Raw genomic sequence first — 20906 nt, 5'->3', positions numbered from 1 at the left:
GGCCGGCCTCCTGAGCAGCCCTGCTGCGGGAGTGTCAGTGGTCGGTCGTACCGTAGTCACATGCGACCCGTGACCGATCTGCAGCGCACGGTGGCCCCTTTCGAGGTCATCTCCGAATACGAGCCGGCAGGTGACCAGCCGACGGCGATCGCCGAGCTGGCCGAACGCGTCCAGGCGGGCGAGAAGGACGTGGTGCTGCTCGGCGCCACGGGTACCGGAAAGTCGGCGACGACAGCCTGGCTCGTCGAGAAGCTGCAGCGACCCACCCTCGTCATGGCGCCCAACAAGACGCTCGCGGCGCAGCTCGCCACCGAGTTCCGCGAGCTGCTGCCGAACAACGCCGTCGAGTACTTCGTGTCGTACTACGACTACTACCAGCCCGAGGCGTACATCGCGCAGTCGGACACGTACATCGAGAAGGACTCCTCGATCAACGACGAGGTGGAGCGGCTGCGGCACTCGGCGACGTCGTCGCTGCTGACGCGTCGCGACGTCATCGTGGTGGCCTCGGTGTCGTGCATCTACGGCCTGGGCACGCCGCAGGAGTACGTGGACCGCATGGTGCGGCTCGACGTGGGCGACGTGGTGGAGCGCGACCAGCTGCTGCGCCAGTTCGTGACCATGCAGTACACCCGTAACGACATGTCGTTCACGCGCGGCACGTTCCGGGTGCGCGGCGACACCGTGGAGATCATCCCGGTGTACGAGGAGCTCGCGATCCGGATCGAGATGTTCGGCGACGAGATCGAGTCCATCCAGACGCTGCACCCCCTCACGGGCGACGTGGTGCGCAACGAGGAGTCGATCTATGTCTTCCCCGCCACCCACTACGTGGCCGGCCCCGAGCGCATGGAACGGGCCATCGGCGGCATCGAGAAGGAGCTGGAGGAGCGGCTGGCCGAGCTGGAGAAGCAGGGCAAGCTGCTGGAGGCGCAGCGGCTGCGCATGCGCACCACCTACGACATCGAGATGATGCGCTCGATCGGCACCTGCAGCGGCATCGAGAACTACTCGATGCACATCGACGGCCGAGAGCCCGGCACCGCGCCCAACACGTTGCTCGACTACTTCCCCGAGGACTTCGTGCTCGTCATCGACGAGTCCCACCAGACGGTGCCCCAGATCGGGGCCATGTACGAGGGCGACGCGTCCCGCAAGCGCGCGCTCGTCGACCACGGGTTCCGGCTGCCGAGCGCCATGGACAACCGCCCGCTGAAGTGGGAGGAGTTCACCGAGCGCATCGGTCAGACCGTGTACCTCTCGGCCACGCCCGGCGACTACGAGCGCTCGCTGTCCGACGGTGTCGTGGAGCAGGTGATCCGGCCGACCGGGCTGGTCGACCCGGAGATCGTCGTGAAGCCGACGACCGGGCAGATCGACGACCTCCTCGGGGAGATCCGCGACCGCGTGGACCGGAACGAGCGCGTGCTCGTGACCACGCTGACCAAGAAGATGGCCGAGGACCTCACCGACTACTTCCTGGAACGCAACGTCCGGGTGCGCTACCTGCACTCCGACGTCGACACCCTGCGCCGCGTCGAGCTGCTGCGTGAACTGCGGCTCGGCGAGTACGACGTGCTCGTGGGCATCAACCTGCTGCGCGAGGGCCTTGACCTGCCCGAGGTGTCGCTGGTGGCGATCCTCGACGCCGACAAGGAGGGCTTCCTGCGCTCCGGGCGATCCCTCATCCAGACCATCGGCCGCGCAGCCCGTAACGTCTCGGGCCAGGTCCACATGTACGCGGACAAGATCACGCCCGCCATGCAGATGGCGATCGACGAGACCACTCGCCGCCGCGAGAAGCAGGTGGCGTACAACCTGGAGCGCGGGCTGGACCCGCAGCCGCTGCGCAAGAAGATCGCGGACGTCACCGACATGCTCGCCCGCGAGGACCTGGACACCCAGGAGCTCCTGGCCGGCGGGTTCCGGAACAGCCGCAAGGCGAAGGGCGAAGGCCGTCCGGGCGCCCGGGTGCCGGGATCGCCGAAGGAGGGTGCGACGTCGGGCAACCGGCTGGCCGGTGCGGCGGCGAGCGAGCTGGCCGAGCTGATCCAGGAGCTGACGGACCAGATGCACGCGGCGGCCGCGGAGCTGCAGTTCGAGGTGGCGGCCAGGCTGCGCGACGAGATCTCCGGGCTCAAGAAGGAGCTGCGACAGATGCAGGCCGCGACGGCGTAGACCGGGCCGGGCCGTGCTGGCCCGGCCGGGCCAGCACGGGGGTGTCATACGTCATGTTCGGGAACAAAGGTGGCGTCCGTATGCTTCCCTGCGTTGGAGGGGAGTACCTCGAAACGGCCTGGTCGTCATCACAGCTGCCGATGACGCCAGCTCGGCCTGGCCGGCTCGTCGTGCGACCCAGCATGGTTTCGGCCAGGCTGGTGCACGGGCGGGCGAGGAAGACCTCCGGTGCCCTGCTGTACACACCGGAGGCTCGATGCTGTCGCGCGTTCCTCCCTGTTCTGGAAGGAAACAATGGTCCACGAACTTCCCGTGACCTTTGAGGCAGTCGCACTCGGGGCGATGATCGTCCTGCTGGTGGCCGATCTCCTCATCGTCGGGCGCCGTCCGCACATCCCGTCCATGAAGGAGAGCGCCCTCTGGGTGAGCTTCTACGTGGGGCTCGCCATCATCTTCGGTGTGGTCGTCTGGGTGGTCGGTGGCGTCACCCCGGCCGCGGAGTTCTATGCCGGCTGGCTCATGGAGTACTCCCTGAGCGTCGACAACCTGTTCGTGTTCGTCATCATCATGGCCAGGTTCGCGGTACCGCGTGAGCAGCAGCAGCGGGTACTCATGGTCGGCATCATCATGGCCCTGGTCTTCCGCGCGGCGTTCATCCTCGCGGGCGCCGCCCTGATCGAGCAGTTCACCTGGCTCTTCTACATCTTCGGCGCCTTCCTCATCTACACGGCGATCCAGCAGGCGATCCCCGAGAAGCCCGAGGAGCACGACGACTACAAGGAGAACGCGCTCATCCGGATGATGCGGCGGGTCCTGCCCCTGCACCACCAGTACGACGGCGCCAAGCTGCGCACGACCGTCGACGGCCGCAAGCTCTTCACCCCGATGATCATCGTGTTCCTGGCGATCGGCTCGACCGACGTCCTGTTCGCGGTGGACTCGATCCCCGCGATCTTCGGCATCACCAAGGACCCGTTCATCGTGTTCAGCACCAACCTGTTCGCGCTGATGGGACTGCGTCAGCTCTACTTCCTGCTGGGCGGCCTGCTGGACCGGCTGGTGTACCTGCCGCTCGCGCTGTCGGCGATCCTCGGCTTCATCGGCATCAAGCTGATCCTCGAGGCGCTGCACACCAACTCGATCCCGTGGATCAATGGTGGCGAGGGCTTCCACTGGGCGCCCGAGATCCCGATCTGGCTCTCGCTGACGGTGATCGTCGTCTCGCTGGTGGTCGGTACGGCGGCGAGCCTCATCAAGTCGGCGCACGACGAGCGGATCGAGGCCTCGAAGTAGGGGGCTGACCGACACGACGGGTATGTACAGCAGGTCGACGGCCGCGTCCACGCAGTGGCGCGGCCGTCGGCCTGCCGTAGGTGCCCACGGGAGCCGGGGCGCACGTCAGACCAGGGTGTAGTCCAGCTGGATCGAGAAGATGTTCCGGTCTCCTGACCGGAGCGTCCCGGTGAACGCCCGGTCGTGCAGCTCTGGTTCGGCGGGGGCGGACGGCTCGACGTCCACGGTGCAGGTCTGACCCGCCGCGGCGAGATGGTCGGCCTGCAGCCGGTAGAGACCCGCCTGCCACCGCGCGCCGGGGCCCGCCGCGGCGTCCAGCACATGGTCGAAGAGCGAGAACGTGGCGTAGCCGGCGACGGACACGGGGAGAGCGGGGTACCCGTCGAAGTGCCCCCGGCACATCGAGGCCTCCACGGCCAGCTTCGCGGTGGCGCTCCCGGCGTCCGCGGCGACGTCGACGAGCGGAGCCGCCGCGCCGTACGGGTTGGCGGGCTCCGCCGCGTCGGGCTCGGTGGCCCGCCCCATCAGACGCCGGAACACGGGCACCGACAGCACGAGGTACTCGAGGTCGAGCCGCGCCACGAGGTTCCCGTAGGCGTCGTGCAGCACGGTCTCGGCGACGGCCCGGTTGCGGCCGCTCATCCGGGCGCTCGCGGTCCCGTGGAGGGTGCTCGGCAGCCCGGCGGGCGGGTACATGCGCCCGACACCGCGGTGCGCGAGGTAGTAGTGCTGCCCGCCGCTCGGGTTGGTCGTGGCCGCGGCGCAGAGGCCGAGGATGGCGAGGTGGCGGCCCGCCTCCGCGACGTTGATCACGGTCGCCTGGCGGCCGGTCGGCGTCTGGACCGGGACGGTGGCCCTTGCCTGCCCCGGGACAGGGCTGGCCAGGTCATCGAGCGCGTAGTACGGCGGCGCCACGCAGATCTGCGGGCCGATCTTCTCGTAGGCCACAGCGGTGCTGTCGACAGAGGTCATGCAGTGCCTCCCCGAACGTAGCCGGCAGTTCTGGAAACGGCATCATGCGCACCACGCGGCACGGTGCGCCATGCCTCCAATGTGATGTTTGCGCAATAATCTCCACATGGTGGAGTATTGGGCCGTCTGACCCGTCGCCCGGTGTTGACACGGTGGGACCCGTTGCCGGACCGATGGGAGTCCGCGAGGCCGACGTGCCGGACGGTGGGGCACTTCCCTCGGGCCGCTCGCTCACCGCCTCGTGGCAGGTCACCGTGCCCGAGGACGCACGGTGCCCGAGGACGCACCGTGCCCGAGGACGCGACAGCGGGCCTGCACGAGGCCAGCGGGGTCCTCGGCTGCGCCACCGAGCTCGGCACCGTGACGAGCGTCGCCGGCACGGGAGCGGGCCGGTGGCGCTGCGCTACTCGGCCAGGCCTCCGATGACCACGTCCCACTGGCGCACGTTGCGCTCGGCGATCACGCCGCGGACGGTGAACGGGTCGGCGTCCAGGATCGCCAGGGCGGCGTCGGCCGACTCCGCCTCGACCACGACGAGGGCGCCTGTCCCGCCGTCGACCGGGCCGGAGGCGCGGACGATGCCCTGCGCGTTGAGCCCGAGCAGGAACTCACGGTGGCTCGGGCGGACCTCGTCACGGGTCGTCACGTCGTCGGTGTAGGTGTAGCTCACGGCGTAGATGCTCATGGGCGTCAGCCTGCCACGACCGGTGAACTCTTGATGAAGTCGTTCGTCACACGGCACCCCCACCAGGCAGACTCGGACCATGGACGCACGTGAGAACCACTTCGACCTCGTCGTGATCGGATCCGGCCCCGGCGGCCAGAAGGCCGCGATCGGCGCCGCCAAGCTGGGCAAGCGGGTCGCGGTGGTCGAACGGCGCGACCATGTCGGCGGCGTGAGCCTCCACACCGGCACCATCCCGTCCAAGACGCTGCGCGAGGCCGCGCTCTACCTGACCGGCCTGCAGATGCGGGACGTGTACGGCTCCAGCTACCGGCTCAAGGAGCACATCACGGTCCAGGACCTGCTCGCCCGCCTGCAGCACGTCATCGGGCGGGAGATCGAGGTGGTGCGCAACCAGCTGGCGCGCAACCAGGTCGAGACCGTCGTGGGCAGCGCCCGGTTCGCCGGGCCGCACGACATCGAGGTGACGGACCCGGAGGGCGACGTCGTCCGCCGGCTGACCGCGGACAAGGTGGTCGTCGGGGTCGGCACCCGGCCCGCCCGGCCCGCGAACATCGCGTTCGACGGCGTGCGTGTGGTCGACTCCGACGGCATCCTCGACATGAGCGAGGTGCCCCGCACCATGGTCGTGGTCGGTGCGGGCGTGATCGGCATCGAGTACGCGTCGGTCTTCGCCGCGCTCGGTACGCGGGTCACCGTCGTCGAGGCGCGCGAGAAGATCCTCGAGTTCTGCGACTCCGAGGTGGTCGAGGCGCTCAAGTTCCAGCTCCGTGACCTGTCGGTGACGTTCCGGCTGGGCGAGACCGTGGAGTCCGTGACCGCGGGCGCCGACGGGACGGTCACCGCGCTCGCCTCGGGCAAGCGGATCCCGGCCGACTGCGTGCTCTACTCCGCCGGGCGGCAGGGCTCGACCGACGGGCTCGACCTGGCCGCCGCCGGGCTCGAGGCGGACAAGCGCGGGCGGCTCCAGGTCGACAAGCAGTTCCGCACCTCCGTGGAGCACATCTACGCCGTCGGCGACGTGATCGGCTTCCCCGCGCTCGCGGCGACCTCGCAGGAGCAGGGTCGTCTGGCGGCGTACCACGCGTTCGGCGAGCCGGTCTCGTCGGTGCTCGAGCTGCAGCCGATCGGGATCTACACGATTCCCGAGATCTCCTACTGCGGGGACACGGAAGGCCAGCTCACCACCGCGGGCGTGCCGTACGAGGTCGGGATCGCGCGCTACCGCGAGCTGGCGCGGGGGCAGATCGTCGGCGACTCCTACGGGATGCTCAAGCTGCTCGTCTCGACCGAGGACCGCAAGGTGCTGGGTGTGCACGTGTTCGGTACGGGGGCCACGGAGATCATCCACATCGGCCAGGCGATCATGACGACCGGCGGCACCGTTGACCACCTGGTCGACACGGTGTTCAACTACCCGACGCTCGCGGAGGCGTACAAGGTGGCCGCCCTCGACGCGACCAACAAGATGCGCGACGTGGAGCGGTTCGGCATGTGACGGCCGCGGCGCTCCGCGCCGACCGGTGTCGACGACGGCACCCGCCCACCGTGCGGTGAGCGGGTGCCGTCCTGCGTCTGCCGCGACGCGTGAGCCGGTGCTACTTGTCGCCGGCCACCGAAGGCACCTCGGCGTCGGCGAGCGTCACGAGCGCCTGTGCGTGCAGCGCGTGCTGCCACTTGCCCAGGTCCTCGATGGTCTTGATCTTGAGCTCGGCGAGCATCTCGTCGTGCTTCGGCGTGAGGCCGAGCAGCGCCGACGGCGGTGCCGACAGGATGGCGGCGATGCTCTGGTCGTTGTAGGCCTTGTCGACGAGCTTGTTGAGGTTCAGGCTCACGTGCCTGCCTTTCGTCCGTGCGGTCGTGGAGCGGCAGGGCTTTCACCCGGCCGAGGGAAGGATGTCGCTATCCAAGGCGATATGCAACCTTTGCCCTAATTGTCGCGACAGCGTGTCGGGCCGGCACGGCGCGGCGGCCCGACGGCGGCGTTCACCAGCGCTCCCGTCCCCGGGTGGGCCCTGGACGCTCGGCGTCGATCCGTGCGCGGGGTGAATCAGCCTTGCCGTTCCCCTTGCAGTGTTGGACGTTCGTCCTGTTGACTTGCTCATCGTGGTGGTCTCGGAGGTGTCGACCCGGTTGGCCGCCGCGGTCCGGGCCGCCCGCGCAGCGGTACGCCGCGGTCCGCTGACGTCTGCTCCGGACGAGGTGCCGCGCGACGGCGTCAGGTGGCCGACCGCCCTGCTCGACCCCGCGCAGGCCGTCGTCCCGTTCCTCGGCCGCGAAGAGGAGCTCGACGAGCTGCGTACCTGGGCCGAGGGCGCCACACCGATCCGGCTCCGGCTGGTCGTCGCGCCGGCAGGCTTCGGCAAGACCCGGCTGGCGCTCGAGTTCGGCGACCGGATGCGCGTCTCCGGCTGGACCGTGGTCCCGGTACCGCGCGGCAAGGAGGCAGCGACGATCCGTGCGCGACCGGACGGTGACGTGCTCTTCGTCGTGGACAACGCGGCGACCCGGCTCGACCTCGGTGCGATGCTCGACGCCCTCGGCCGGCCCGCCGGAGGCCGCACCCGCGTCCTGCTGCTCGCCCGTGTCGCGGGGGAGTGGCTACGCCGCCTGCGCTGGGGCTCGACGCTCTGGACGCAGCTCGAGCCCGGAGCCGCGACGCAGACCGCGCTCGGCCTGCCGCTGACGCCCGGCCTGCCGGACGACGTCGTGCTGGAGGCCGCGGTCGCCGCGTTCGCCGAACGTCTCGGTGTCGAGAGCCCCGGCGTGGCCGACGTGCGAGCGCCCGAACCGGCCGGCGCCACCCGCGTGGTCGACCTGCACGCGGCCGCAGCGCTGGCCGCGCTCGAGGCGGCGGGCACCCCGGTCCCCGCGGACGAGCCGCACCCCGTCCGCGCCCTGCTCGAGGTCGCCGCGAGCTCGTGGGCCTGGTCGGCGCGGGAGGCCGGGCTCGACCTGACCATCGACGAGGTCCAGGACGTCGTGGCGGCGGCGTGCCTGCTCGGCGTGGACGACGCGGCCGGCGCGCGCGACGTGCTGCGCCGCGTCGTCCCCGGCCTGCCGGTCCGCGCGGGAGCCCGGTGGCTGCTCGGGCTGCAGAGCTCCGTGGTGGGCCTCGGGGCGAGTGCCGTGGGGCACGACCGCGTCGGCGACCTGCTCATCGTGGACCGGCTCGGGCGATCGGTCGCCCTGGTCGGCTCGTGCACGTGGGGACTGTCCAGGAGGGCGGCGCTGCGGGTGGTGCGGGTCGCCCGCCGGGTCGAGGTCGAGCTGGGGGAGCAGCCAGGAGCCGCGGCGCTCGCGGGCGAGCTCCTGCGGCGCGCCGCCGACTCGTGCGGCGACGATCCGCGCGCCCTGCGGACCATGTTCCTGCTCAAGCAGCGCAGCCTGCTCGGGGGCACCGCCGACGACGTCGAGCGGGGCCAGCAGGCGGTCGTGGTGGCGCGGGACCCGGTGGGCCGCGCGGAGGCGCTGCTCGACCTCGGTGCCGCGCTGAAGGAGTCGGGCCGGCTGGCGGAGGCGCTCGACACCCTCGACGCCGCCGTCGCCGCCTGGCGGCGCCTCGCGGCAGGAGATCTCGACCGGTACCGGACGGCCCTGATCGACTCGATCAACACGCTGGGCACCGCGCACTGGGGCGCCGGGCTGACCCAGGAGGCGCTGCGGCTTGAGCTCGAGGCGCTCGAGCTGTGCCGTGCGGCCCCGGAGCGGGACGTGACCTGGGTGGAGCCCGAGCTGGCCCGGACCCTGATCAGCCTGACCGTCAGCCTGGTCGAGACCGGGCACCCGCAGGAGCACGAGGCGCGGAACGCCGAGGTCATCCCGATCCTGCGGACCCTCGTGGCCCGTGATCCCCGGCAGTGGGGCGTCCCGCTGGCGCAGACGCTGTCCAACCGGGCGGTGACCCTGACCGAGAGTCGCCCCCAGGAGGCCCTTCCCTGCGCGCAGGAGGCGGTGGACATCAGCCGCGAGCTCGTGCTGCAGGCCGCCCAGCGGCACCGCCCGCAGCTCGGGTTCGTGCTGACGAACCTCGGCAACGCGTACGCGGCGCTGGGCCGGGACCGCGACGCGATCGGGCCGCTCGGCGAGGCCGTGGCGCTGCGCCGCGAGCTCGCGCGCGAGAACCCGGTCGCGCACACGTGGACGCTCGCCTACACCCTCGCGTCGCTCGGTGCCGTGCGCTCCCGGCTCGGCGACCTGGACGAGGCGATAGCCATCGAGCGGGAGGCGGTGCTGCTGCGCCGCCGGCTCGTGCGCGAGAACCCGACCCGGTACCGCCGGATGCTGGCGGCCTCCCTGTCCAACCTCGCGGTGACGCACTCCCGGTCCGGCGAGCCGGAGGAGGCGCTGCCGCTGGAGCAGGAGGCGGTGGCGATCCGGCGTGGCCTGGCGGAGGAGGGGCAGCCCGGCGAGGAGTACCTGGCGCGCTCGCTGTCCAACCTGGGCGTGCTGTTCTCGGAGCTGGGCCGGGCGGCCGACGCCGTCGCGCCCACTCGGGAGGCCGTCGCCCAGCTGCGCCTGCTGGCCGCCGGCGACCCGGACCGCTTCGAGCCCGACCTCGCCGACGCGCTGCTGAACCTGGGGGCGGCCCTCATCGACGCGGGGCGGTCCGAGGAGGGCATCGACCCGACGGCGGAGGCCGTGCGCGTGCGCAGGGACCTGGCCCGACGGAGCCCTGAGCTCCACCTGCCCGGCCTGGCGTCCGCGCTCTCCAACATGGTGTCGGTCCACCTCGACCTCGAGCGGTTCGAGCCGGCGGCCCAGTACGCGCAGGAGGTCGTGGACGTGCGACGGCGCCTCGTCGACGGGTCGTACGCGCACGAGCAGGACCTGCTGCGCGCCCTTGACCTGCAGGCTCGGGTGCGCCGCGCCGGCGTGGCCGGCGGCCGCCCCGTGCGCTGACGCGGAGCGGTGTGACGAGTCCGACAGGCTCATCCATAGAACAGGCGTGCGAATGTCGGTGAGGCGCCCTAGTATGCCTGTGTGAGCAATCGTCTCGTCGTCTCGGGAGCCCGGGAGCACAACCTCAAGAACGTCGATCTGGACCTGCCCAGGGACCGGCTCATCGTGTTCACGGGGCTGTCGGGCTCCGGTAAGTCGTCGCTCGCGTTCGACACGATCTTCGCCGAAGGTCAGCGCCGGTACGTCGAGTCCCTGTCCGCCTACGCGCGGCAGTTCCTGGGCCAGATGGACAAGCCTGACGTCGACTTCATCGAGGGTCTGTCGCCCGCGGTGTCGATCGACCAGAAGTCCACCAACCGCAACCCGCGGTCCACCGTCGGCACCATCACCGAGGTGTACGACTACCTGCGCCTGCTCTTCGCGCGCGCGGGCACCCAGTACTGCCCGGTGTGCGGCGAGAAGGTGCAGTCGCAGACACCCCAGCAGATCGTCGACCAGATCCTCGAGCTGCCCGAGAGCACGCGCTACCAGGTGCTGGCACCCGTCGTGCGCGGCCGCAAGGGCGAGTACTCGGACCTGTTCAAGGAGCTGCAGGCCAAGGGCTTCTCGCGCGCCCGCGTCGACGGGGAGGTCGTGCAGCTGACCGACCCGCCCGCGCTGGAGAAGAAGCTGAAGCACGACATCGAGGTGGTCGTGGACCGGCTCGTTTCGCGCGAGGGCGTGCAGCGCAGGCTCACGGACTCCGTGGAGACCGCGCTCGCCCTGGCGAACGGGCTCGTGATGATCGAGCTGGTGGACGCCGACATCGACGACCTGGCGCGTACCCGCAAGTTCTCCGAGAAGCGGGCGTGCCCCAACGAGCACACCCTGGCGCTCGACGAGATCGAGCCGCGGACCTTCTCGTTCAACGCGCCGTACGGCGCCTGCCCCGAGTGCACCGGCATCGGCTTCCGGCTGGAGGTCGACCCGGACCTCATCGTGCCGGACGACGAGCAGACGCTCCGCGGTGGCGCCGTCGTGCCGTGGGCGCAGACGTCCTCGGAGTACTTCGAGCGGGTGCTGACCGCGCTCGCGGACGAGATGAAGTTCTCCATGGACGTGCCGTGGCGTGCGCTGCCCGAGCGTGCCCGCGAGGCGATCCTGCACGGTCGTGACCACAAGGTGCACGTCAAGTACAAGAACCGCTGGGGCCGCGAGCGGCAGTACTCGACCGGGTTCGAGGGTGCCGTGACGTTCCTGGAGCGCCGGCACCGCGAGACCGACTCCGACTGGTCCAAGGAGAAGTACGAGGCCTACATGCGTGAGGTGCCGTGCCCCACGTGCGGTGGCGCGCGGCTCAAGCCGGAGGTGCTCGCGGTCAAGGTGGGCGGGCTGTCCATCGCCGATGTCAGCCGCCTCCCGGTGGGCGAGGCCGCCGAGTTCCTCAAGGGCATCGAGCTCGGGGTCCGCGAGGCGCAGATCGCCACCGAGGTGCTCAAGGAGATCCACGCCCGCCTCGGCTTCCTGCTCGACGTGGGGCTGCACTACCTCACGCTGGAGCGTCCCGCGGGCACGCTGTCCGGCGGCGAGGCCCAGCGGATCCGGCTCGCCACCCAGATCGGCTCCGGGCTGGTCGGCGTGCTGTATGTGCTGGACGAGCCGTCCATCGGGCTGCACCAGCGGGACAACCGCCGCCTCATCGACACGCTCACGCGTCTGCGCGACCTCGGCAACACGCTCATCGTCGTCGAGCACGACGAGGACACGATCCGCGCGGCCGACTGGATCGTCGACATCGGCCCGGGCGCCGGCGAGCACGGCGGCAACGTCATCCACTCGGGGGACTACGCCGGCCTGCTCGAGAAGAAGGACTCGGTCACGGGCGCGTACCTGGCGGGCCGCCGGACCATCCCGGTGCCGGCAAAGCGCCGCGCGGTCGACAAGGCCCGGCAGGTCACGGTCGTGGGCGCGCACGAGAACAACCTGCGTGACGTCGACGTGTCGTTCCCGCTCGGCGTGCTGACGGTCGTCTCTGGCGTCTCCGGCTCCGGCAAGTCCACGCTCGTCAACTCGATCCTGTACACGGTCATGGCGAACCAGCTCAACGGCGCCCGCCGGGTCGCGGGGCGGCACCGGCGCGTGACGGGTCTGGACGAGCTCGACAAGGTGGTCCATGTGGACCAGGGGCCGATCGGCCGCACGCCGCGCTCGAACCCGGCCACGTACACCGGCGTCTGGGACCGTATCCGCAAGATCTTCGCGGAGACCGAGGAGGCCAAGGTGCGTGGCTACGGGCCCGGCCGGTTCTCCTTCAACGTCAAGGGCGGGCGCTGCGAGGCCTGCGCGGGCGACGGCACCATCAAGATCGAGATGAACTTCCTGCCGGACGTCTACGTGCCCTGCGAGGTCTGCCACGGGGCGCGGTACAACCGCGAGACGCTCGAGGTGCACTTCAAGGGCAAGACGGTCGCCGACGTGCTCGACATGCCGATCGAGGAGGCCGCGGAGTTCTTCAAGGCGTTCCCCGCGATCTCGCGGCACCTGTCCACGCTGGTCGACGTGGGCCTCGGCTACGTGCGGCTCGGACAGCCCGCGCCCACGCTCTCCGGTGGTGAGGCGCAGCGCGTCAAGCTGGCGGCGGAGCTGCAGAAGCGGTCCTCGGGGCGCTCGGCCTACGTGCTGGACGAGCCGACCACCGGCCTGCACTTCGAGGACGTCCGGCGCCTGCTGGGTGTGCTGCAGTCACTGGCGGACAAGGGCAACACGGTCATCGTGATCGAGCACAACCTCGACGTGATCAAGAACGCCGACTGGGTCATCGACATGGGCCCGGAGGGCGGCAGCGGCGGCGGCAACGTCGTGGCGCAGGGCACGCCGGAGGCGGTCGCGACCGTTCCGGAGAGCCACACCGGTACGTACCTCGCGGAGATCCTCGACGGGCATGCGCAGGCGGGGGAGATCCCGGTGATCGCGCCCGCCAACGGCGCGGCGAAGCGCAAGCCGGCGGCCAAGCGGACCACGAAGGCCAAGGCGGCCGCCACGGCCTGAGACGGCGCGGGACGGGACAGCGCCGGGCGGGACGGTGCCGGGCGGGACGGTGCGTCGTCCCGGCTGATCGGCTGACGGAGATCCACCGATCGGTGGACCCGACGGTTGATCCGCGCCGTCCCGCCCGGGACGAGGCTGGGTGCCATGAGTACACCGACCGCGCCCCGCCTGGCGTACGTGGACAACCTCCGGCTCTGGCTGACCGTTCTCGTGGTGCTGCACCACGCGGCCGTCGTCTACAGCCCCCTGGCCGTCTGGCCGTACCACGAACCCGGACGCGGCCCCACCTCGGCCCTGCTCCTCCTGTTCCTGGTCCTGAACCAGCTGTGGTTCATGAGCGCGTTCTTCGCGATCTCCGGCCTGTTCGCACCAGGGTCCATCGAGCGCAAGGGCGCCCGGTCGTACTCCCTGGACCGGCTGCGCCGTCTCGGGATCCCGCTGCTGGTGTTCCTCGTCGTGCTGAACCCGCTGATGAACCTCCACGACTTCCCGTCGGCCGGCGCCGGGACGTCTCCGCTGCGGTGGTGGGCGGACGTGGCGACGCCGCAGTACATGTGGTTCGTCGAGACCCTCCTGGTCATGTCTCTCGTCCACGCCGCGTGGCGGCACCTGCGCCGTGGTCGGCGCCACGCTCCCGTGCTCGTGCGGGGCCTGCCCGGGACACGCACGGTCCTGCTCTTCGCAGCGGGCCTGACCGCTGCCGTCTGGCTGTGGCGCATCCTGGTGCCGACCGAGACGGCCTGGCCGGTCGTGGGCCTGCCCACGCCCGACCACCTGCCGCTGTACGTGGCGTTCTTCTGGCTCGGCACGCTGGCGCTGCGCAGGGGCTGGCTGGACGCGCTCACCGCGCGGGCCGCCCGGACCGGTGGGGCGGCCGCCGTGGCGGGGGCCGCCGTGTACCTGGCGGTGGCGGTCACCTCCCCGGACACCTTCGCCGGCGGGGGGTCGTGGCAGTCGCTGGTGACCGCCGCGGCGTCGGTCGCGACGGCACTCGGGCTCACCACCTGTGCGCTCGTGCTGTTCCGCACGTGGTTCGCCGTGCAGGGTCGACCGCTGCGCTTCCTCGCGGGCAACGCCTACGCCGTGTACCTCGTCCACGGGCCGGTGCTCGTGCTGCTCGCGCTGGTGCTGGCCCCGGTCGACGCGCCCGCGGTCGCGAAGTTCGCCCTGCTGGCGGTCACGGCGCTCCCCGTGTGCTGGGCCGTCGCACGGGCAGTGCGCGCCCTACCTGGCGCGCGGCAGGTGCTCTGAGCCCACCCCCTGTCACGATGTACCACGACGGCAAGGAGAGGGATCCGGTGGACGACGACGCGACAGCCCGGCGCTGGTCCGTGCGCCAGTGGCGTGCCGACCTGAGCGGGCCGGACGTCTGGCTGCGGTTCGAGGCGTTCCTGGTGGCCGTGCCCTGGATCCTGCTCCTCGTCCCCCTGATCCTCAGCCTCACCGCACCGGCCCCGGGGGCCTACGGACCGGTCGACCGGATGGTGCAGCTCGTGCTCGTCGTGCTCGCCGCCGGGTGGATCCTGGCCGGCCACACCCGGCACGACCCGCTCGCCCGCGGCCGGAGGGTGACCGTCGTCTACCTGGCCGGCCTGCTGACGTTCGCCGGGGTGCTCGCCACGCTCGACGACTACTTCGTGATCTTCGTGATCACCGGGTTCTTCCACGCGTACTACCTGGCCCGTCACCCACGCTCGTGGTCGGCGGTCTCGGCGGGGGTGCTCGCCACGTCGCTCGTCATCAACCTCGTGACGATCAGCCCTGAGCCGACGCTCCGTTCGATCGGGATGCTCGCCCTCATCGTCGTCGTGCAGACCGTCGCCATCTCCGGGGGCTACGTCCTGTCCGTCAGGGGCATGGAGCAGCAGCGCGAGCAGCAGCGTGCGGTCACCCGCCTGGAGCTGGCGCTCGCCGAGAACGAGAGACTGCACGCCCGCCTCGTCGAGCAGGCGCGCGACGCGGGCGTGGCGGACGAGCGACGTCGTCTGGCCGGTGAGATCCACGACACGCTGGCGCAGGGCCTGACCGGGATCGTCACGCAGGCACAGGCCGCGCAGCGTGTCTGGCACGACCCGGAGCGGGCGCGTCCGCACGTCGACCGGGCGCTCGACCTGGCCCGGGACTCGCTGGCCGAGGCCCGTCGCTCCGTGCGGTCCATGCACCCGGGCGAGCTGGTGAGCTCACGGCTCCCGGAGGCGCTGGCCGACCTCACCCGGCGCTGGGCGGCGGACCACGGCGTGGTCTGCTCCTGCGACGTCACCGGTGATGCCGTGCCGCTGCCGCCCGCCGCGGAGGTCGCCCTGTTCCGTGCGGCCCAGGAGTCGCTGACCAACGTCGCCCGGCACGCGGCCGCGAGCCGGGTGGGGGTGACCGTCAGCTACCTGGACGACGCCGTGCTGCTCGACGTCCGGGACGACGGCGCGGGCTTCTCGCCGCACGCCGGCGCCGAGACCTTCGGCCTGATCGCGATGCGGGAGCGGCTCGAGGGCGTCGGCGGCACCCTCGTCGTGGAGAGCGCCCCTGGCGAGGGCACGGCGGTCAGCGCGAGCGTCCCCGCGGGCAGGACGGCCGCCGCCGCGGTCCTCCCTGCCGGTGGCGGGGCCGCCGCAGGTGCGCCGGACCTCGCGACCACCACGGACACCGCCGGGCAGGGGCGCTCATGACCGCGCGCGACGTCTCCGCCGAGCACCCGATCCGGCTCCTGATCGCCGACGACCACCCCGTGGTGCGCAACGGGCTGCGCGGTGCGTTCGCCGACGACCCGGGGATCACGGTCGTCGGCGAGGTGGCCGACGGGCGCCAGGCCGTCTCCCGGGCGGTGCGCGGCGACGTCGACGTGGTGCTCATGGACCTCCGGATGCCGGTCATGGACGGGGTGGAGGCGACGGCCGAGCTGCGTCGACGCGTGCCGGACGTCCGCGTCCTGGTCCTGACGACGTTCGACGGTGAGACGGACGTGCTGCCCGCCGTCGCCGCCGGGGCGACCGGGTACCTCCTCAAGGACGCGGGCACGGACGAGCTCGCCGCGGCCGTCCGGGCGGCGCGGCGGGGCGAGGCGGTCCTCGCCCCGGCCGCGGCGGGCCACCTGATGAGCCAGGCACGCCGTCCCGCGCCCGCTCTGCTCACAGCGCGCGAGCTCGAGGTGCTCGCCCTGGTGGCTGACGGAGCGTCCAACCGCGAGGCCGCCCGCCGTCTGTTCATCAGCGAGGCCAGCGTCAAGACGCACCTCCTGCACGTCTACGGGAAGCTCGACGTGCGCGACCGCGCCGCCGCCGTCGGGGAGGCGTACCGGCGGGGACTCCTGCCCGCCACGCCGCCCTGAGCGGCAGTGTGATCCCGGCCACCAGCCGCTACGCTGACCCCATGAGCGGAGCCACGCATGACTACGCCGTGACGGTGCGGTGGACGGGCGCTGGGGACACGGGTACGTCGTCGTACACCGCGTACTCGCGGGACCACGAGATCGACCTGCCGCACAAGCCGCCGCTGCCCGGCTCGGCCGACCCCGCGTTCCGGGGCGACCCCGCCCGGAACAGCCCGGAGGAGCTGTTCGTCGCGAGCCTGAGCCAGTGCCACATGCTGTGGTTCCTGCACCTCGCGGCGGAGTCCGGTCTGGTCGTGCGCGAGTACAAGGACTCGGCGACGGGCACGATGCGGGTCGAGGCCCGTGGCGAGGGCGCGTTCACCGACGTGACGCTGCACCCGAAGATCGTCGTGGACCCGGGTGAGCTCGCTACCGACGAGCACGTCGCCGCCCTGCACCACAAGGCGCACGCCATGTGCTTCATCTCGCGGTCGGTGAACTTCCCGGTACACGTCTCGCCCGCCCGCCTCGGCGTCACCGTCTGACCCCCGCGCAGCGCGCCCCCAGGTGTCAGTGGCACCGTCTAGGTTGGGGTCATGGCGGATCCAGCTACCTATCGACCCAAGGCGGGAGAGATCCCGACGTCGCCCGGTGTCTACCGGTTCCGTGACGAGCACGGTCGGGTCATCTACGTGGGCAAGGCGAAGAACCTGCGCCAGCGCCTGGCGAACTACTTCCAGGACGTGGCGCACCTGCACGAGCGCACGCGACGGATGGTGACCACCGCGGCGTCGGTCGAGTGGACGGTGGTGGGCACGGAGGTCGAGGCACTCGCCCTCGAGTTCACCTGGATCCAGCAGTACGACCCGCGGTTCAACGTGAAGTACCGGGACGACAAGTCGTACCCCTACCTCGCGGTGACCCTCGGGGAGGAGGTCCCGCGCGCCCAGGTCATGCGTGGGGCCAAGCGCAAGGGGACGCGGTACTTCGGTCCCTACGGGCACGCGTGGGCCATCCGCGAGACCCTCGACCTGCTGCTGCGGGTCTTCCCGATCCGCACCTGCTCGGCGGGGGTCTACAAGCGTGCGGGCCAGTCGGGCCGCCCCTGCCTGCTCGGGTACATCGACAAGTGCTCGGCACCGTGCGTCGGCCGGATCAGCGTCGAGGACCACAGGGCGCTGGTCCTCGACTTCTGCGACTTCATGGCCGGTGACACCGCGAAGTTCGAGCGGCGCCTGACCAAGCGCATGCAGGAGGCCGCCGCGGAGATGGAGTACGAGCAGGCCGCCCGCCTGCGCGACGACATCGAGGCGCTGCGCCGGGCCACGGAGAAGAACGCGGTGGTGCTCGGTGACGCGACGGACGCCGACGTGTTCGCCATGGTGGGCGACGAGCTCGAGGCCGCGGTCCAGGTGTTCCACGTGCGTGGCGGCCGCATCCGCGGCCAGCGCGGCTGGGTGGTCGAGAAGGTCGAGGACGTCACCGACGGCGAGCTCGTGGAGCACCTGCTGCAGCAGGTGTACGGGGCAGCGGAGGAGGCGACCGGGCCGGAGGCCAGGGACGCGGTGCCCCGCGAGGTGCTCGTCCCCGTGCTGCCGCCCGACCTGGACCAGGTAGGGGCGTGGCTCACCGGGCTGCGCGGTGCCCGGGTGGACGTGCGCGTGCCGCAGCGCGGCGACAAGAAGGAGCTCGCCGAGACCGTCCGCAAGAACGCCGAGCACGCGCTCATGCTGCACCGCACCCGCCGTGCCGGTGACCTCACCACCCGCAGCCAGGCGCTGCGGGAGATCCAGGAGGCGCTGGACCTGGAGTCGGCGCCCCTGCGCATCGAGTGCTACGACATCTCGCACACGCAGGGCACCTACCAGTCCGCTTCCATGGTGGTGTTCGAGGACGGCCTGCCCCGCAAGAGCGAGTACCGCTCGTTCGGCATCCGCGGGTCGGACGGCGACGGCGCCCGCGACGACACCCAGGCCATGCACGAGGTCATCACGCGGCGCTTCAAGCGCTACCTCGCCGACCGGCTCCGGTCGAACGACGTCGAGATGTCCGCCGAGGTGTCCGACGGCGAGGTGGCCCCGGACGCCCCCGAGGAGAAGGCCCGGTTCGCCTACCCGCCCAACCTCGTGGTGGTCGACGGCGGCCCGCCGCAGGTCGCCGCCGCGAAGCGCGCGATGGACGAGCTCGGCATCACCGACGTGGCCCTCTGCGGCCTGGCCAAGCGCCTGGAGGAGGTCTGGGTGCCCGGGGACGACTACCCGGTGATCCTGCAGCGCTCCAGCGAGGGCCTGTACCTGCTGCAGCGGGTACGCGACGAGGCGCACCGGTTCGCCATCACGCAGCACCGCCGGCGGCGCAGCAAGGGCATGACGGCGTCCGTGCTCGACGACGTGCCAGGGCTCGGTCCCGCGCGCCGGAAGGTGCTCCTGACGCACTTCGGCTCGCTCAAGCGGCTCAAGGCGGCCAGCGTCGAGGAGATCGCCAGCGTGCGGGGCATGGGGGACAAGACGGCGGAGGCCGTGGTGGCCGCCCTCAAGGGCTGACGGTGCTGGCATGCTTGGCCCCATGAGCAACACCGAGCCGTCACCCACCACCGCACCCGACGGTATCGCCGAGGTCGAGGCCGCCACGCACGCCCCCGAGCACAGCGAGCCGCAAGTCCTGGTGATCACCGGAATGTCGGGCGCCGGCCGCTCACGAGCGGCGGCCGTGCTGGAAGACCTTGACTGGTACGTGGTCGACAACCTGCCCCCCATGATGCTCGTGCCCCTGGTGGACCTCATGGCCAAGGGGTCGAGCATCGAGCGCGTCGCGGTCGTCGTGGACGTGCGCGGCCGGGAGTTCTTCGCGGAGCTGGACAAGGTGCTCGTGCACATGACGGAGGCCGGCGTGGCCTACCGGATCCTGTTCCTCGACGCGAGCGACGAGGTGCTGGTGCGTCGCTTCGAGCAGGTGCGCCGCCCGCACCCGCTGCAGGGCGAGGGGCGCATCCTCGACGGCATCGCGGAGGAGCGGTCCGTCGTCGCGACCCTCGCCGAGCGTGCCGACCTGCGGATCGACACGTCCGACCTGTCCGTGCACGACCTCGCCCGGGAGATCCGCGGGTGGCTGGCGCACGACATCAACGAGGTGCTGCGGGTCAACGTCATCTCGTTCGGGTTCAAGTACGGCATCCCTCTGGACGCGGACCACGTGGTGGACGTACGGTTCCTGGCCAACCCGTACTGGATCACCGAGCTGCGGCATCTGACGGGTCGCGACCAGCCTGTTCGCGACTACGTGCTCGCGCGCCCGGGGGCCGTCGAGTTCATCGACCGCTACGTCGATGCCCTTGCGCCGGTGCTCGCCGGCTACCTCAACGAGGAGAAGCGTTACGTGACCATCGCCGTGGGATGCACGGGCGGAAAGCACCGGTCCGTCGCCATCTCGGAAGCCATCGCCGAACGGCTCCGTGCCAGGGGCCAGCTCGTCTCCGTCTCGGCTCGGGACCTGGGTCGCGAATGATCCCGCACGCCCCGGGAGTGCCCGACGTCCCCGCGCCGGAGTGGAGCAAGAATCCCTCCGTGGTCGCACTGGGCGGTGGGCACGGCCTGTCCGCGAGCCTGTCCGCGCTGCGCCTGATGTCGGACCGCCTGACGGCGGTCGTGACCGTGGCCGACGACGGTGGCTCGTCCGGACGGCTGCGCGAGGAGCTCGACGTGCTGCCGCCCGGCGACCTGCGGATGGCGCTCGCGGCCCTCTGCGACGACTCGGAGTGGGGGCGCACCTGGAGCGCGATGCTGCAGCACCGCTTCTCGTCGAAGGGCGAGCTGGACAACCACGCCATGGGCAACCTGCTGATCGTGGCACTGTGGGAGCTGCTCGGCGACGAGGTGGAGGGCCTGGACTGGGTGGGCCGCCTGCTCGGCGCCAGGGGCCGGGTGCTGCCGATGGCCTCGGTCCCGCTGGTGGTCGAGGCGGACGTGCGGCACCCCGCGACCCCTGAGCGTCCCGAGCCGACCCTGGAGACCGTGGTCGGCCAGAGCAGGGTGGCAGTCACCGAGGGCCGGATCGAGCAGCTGCGGCTGCTGCCCGCCGACCCGCCCGCCTCGCCGGAGGCGGTGCAGGCGGTGCTCGACGCCGACTGGGTGGTGCTCGGCCCGGGCTCCTGGTACTCGTCGGTGCTGGTCCATCTGCTGGTACCCGAGCTCGCCGACGCCCTGCACAGCACCAAGGCGCGGCGCTGCGTGACGCTCAACCTGTCGGCGGAGAACGGGGAGACGGCAGGGCTCACCGCCGTCGACCACCTGGAGGCGCTGCACAAGCACGCCCCCGGGCTACGGATCGACGCCGTGCTCGCCGACCCGTCGGCGGTCGAGGACGTCACCGGCCTGGAGGCCGCCGCGGCGTCGATGGGCGCCCGCGTGATCATGCGGCAGGTCCGGCGCGGCGACGACACGGCCAAGCACGACGGGCTGCGCCTCGCCGCCGCCTACCGCGACGTGTTCGAGGGCGTCTACGGCGACGTCTGACGGGCTGTGAGGCGACACGCCGGGACAATTCGCC

Annotated in this window: 15 protein-coding genes; 12 read left to right on the top strand and 3 right to left on the bottom strand. The window is 71.4% G+C overall.

Annotation, left to right across the window (positions count from 1 at the left end; genetic code table 11):
* Window positions 1-60 precede the first annotated feature (60 nt).
* Window positions 61-2178, top strand: coding sequence for an excinuclease ABC subunit UvrB (gene uvrB / locus ACYVK7_RS09540; RefSeq protein ID WP_460887453.1), 2118 nt, complete (start codon window positions 61-63; stop codon window positions 2176-2178).
* 294 nt (window positions 2179-2472) lie between these two features.
* Entirely contained in the window at window positions 2473-3471 is a 999-nt protein-coding gene (locus ACYVK7_RS09535; RefSeq protein ID WP_460887452.1) for a TerC family protein, read from the top strand.
* 105 nt (window positions 3472-3576) lie between these two features.
* On the opposite strand, the gene ACYVK7_RS09530 is transcribed toward ACYVK7_RS09535, so the two are convergent.
* Together ACYVK7_RS09530 and ACYVK7_RS09525 are read right to left on the bottom strand one after the other, a co-directional pair.
* Window positions 3577-4443 carry a hypothetical protein gene (locus tag ACYVK7_RS09530; protein ID WP_460887451.1) on the bottom strand — a complete coding sequence of 289 codons (867 nt, stop codon included), beginning with the start codon at window positions 4441-4443 and terminating at the stop codon, window positions 3577-3579.
* 403 nt (window positions 4444-4846) lie between these two features.
* Window positions 4847-5128: a YciI family protein gene (locus ACYVK7_RS09525; RefSeq protein WP_460887450.1), complete on the bottom strand. Its 282-nt coding sequence runs from the start codon at window positions 5126-5128 to the stop codon at window positions 4847-4849.
* A gap of 79 nt (window positions 5129-5207) precedes the next feature.
* Here ACYVK7_RS09525 and sthA point away from each other — a divergent pair, with 79 nt between their 5' ends.
* The gene (gene sthA, locus ACYVK7_RS09520; protein WP_460887449.1) at window positions 5208-6626 is read left to right on the top strand and encodes a Si-specific NAD(P)(+) transhydrogenase; all 1419 of its coding nucleotides are present in this window, start codon (window positions 5208-5210) and stop codon (window positions 6624-6626) included.
* A gap of 100 nt (window positions 6627-6726) precedes the next feature.
* Here the strand turns inward: sthA and ACYVK7_RS09515 are convergent, their stop codons facing one another.
* On the bottom strand, window positions 6727-6963 hold the full coding sequence (locus ACYVK7_RS09515) for a hypothetical protein (protein ID WP_460887448.1): 237 nt from the start codon (window positions 6961-6963) through the stop codon (window positions 6727-6729).
* A 271-nt stretch (window positions 6964-7234) separates the two neighbouring features.
* On the opposite strand from ACYVK7_RS09515, the gene ACYVK7_RS09510 reads away from it, so the two are divergent.
* The 9 genes from ACYVK7_RS09510 to ACYVK7_RS09470 all read left to right on the top strand — a co-directional run bounded on the left by ACYVK7_RS09510 (window position 7235) and on the right by ACYVK7_RS09470 (window position 20872).
* Window positions 7235-10030, top strand: a complete 2796-nt coding sequence (locus ACYVK7_RS09510; protein WP_460887914.1) for a tetratricopeptide repeat protein — start codon at window positions 7235-7237, stop codon at window positions 10028-10030.
* An 81-nt stretch (window positions 10031-10111) separates the two neighbouring features.
* Complete coding sequence (gene uvrA, locus ACYVK7_RS09505; protein ID WP_460887447.1) at window positions 10112-13057, top strand: excinuclease ABC subunit UvrA; 2946 nt, start codon at window positions 10112-10114, stop codon at window positions 13055-13057.
* Window positions 13058-13201: 144 nt separating this feature from the next.
* Complete coding sequence (locus tag ACYVK7_RS09500) at window positions 13202-14308, top strand: acyltransferase family protein (protein WP_460887446.1); 1107 nt, start codon at window positions 13202-13204, stop codon at window positions 14306-14308.
* 47 nt (window positions 14309-14355) lie between these two features.
* The gene (locus tag ACYVK7_RS09495; RefSeq protein ID WP_460887445.1) at window positions 14356-15720 is read left to right on the top strand and encodes a sensor histidine kinase; all 1365 of its coding nucleotides are present in this window, start codon (window positions 14356-14358) and stop codon (window positions 15718-15720) included.
* A complete protein-coding gene (locus ACYVK7_RS09490) occupies window positions 15717-16379 on the top strand; it encodes a response regulator (RefSeq protein ID WP_460887444.1) in 663 nt (220 codons plus the stop codon). The genes ACYVK7_RS09495 and ACYVK7_RS09490 overlap by 4 nt, the downstream gene beginning before the upstream one ends.
* Window positions 16380-16420: 41 nt before the next feature.
* Window positions 16421-16906 carry an OsmC family protein gene (locus ACYVK7_RS09485; protein ID WP_460887443.1) on the top strand — a complete coding sequence of 162 codons (486 nt, stop codon included), beginning with the start codon at window positions 16421-16423 and terminating at the stop codon, window positions 16904-16906.
* A gap of 51 nt (window positions 16907-16957) precedes the next feature.
* The gene (gene uvrC, locus ACYVK7_RS09480; protein ID WP_460887442.1) at window positions 16958-18904 is read left to right on the top strand and encodes an excinuclease ABC subunit UvrC; all 1947 of its coding nucleotides are present in this window, start codon (window positions 16958-16960) and stop codon (window positions 18902-18904) included.
* Window positions 18905-18926: 22 nt separating this feature from the next.
* Complete coding sequence (rapZ, locus tag ACYVK7_RS09475; RefSeq protein ID WP_460887441.1) at window positions 18927-19865, top strand: RNase adapter RapZ; 939 nt, start codon at window positions 18927-18929, stop codon at window positions 19863-19865.
* Window positions 19862-20872: a gluconeogenesis factor YvcK family protein gene (locus ACYVK7_RS09470; protein WP_460887440.1), complete on the top strand. Its 1011-nt coding sequence runs from the start codon at window positions 19862-19864 to the stop codon at window positions 20870-20872. The genes rapZ and ACYVK7_RS09470 overlap by 4 nt, the downstream gene beginning before the upstream one ends.
* The last annotated feature ends 34 nt before the right edge of the window (window positions 20873-20906 follow it).

The sequence above is a fragment of the Promicromonospora xylanilytica genome (genome assembly GCF_054782895.1).
This window is presented reverse-complemented; position numbering and strand designations above follow the sequence as displayed.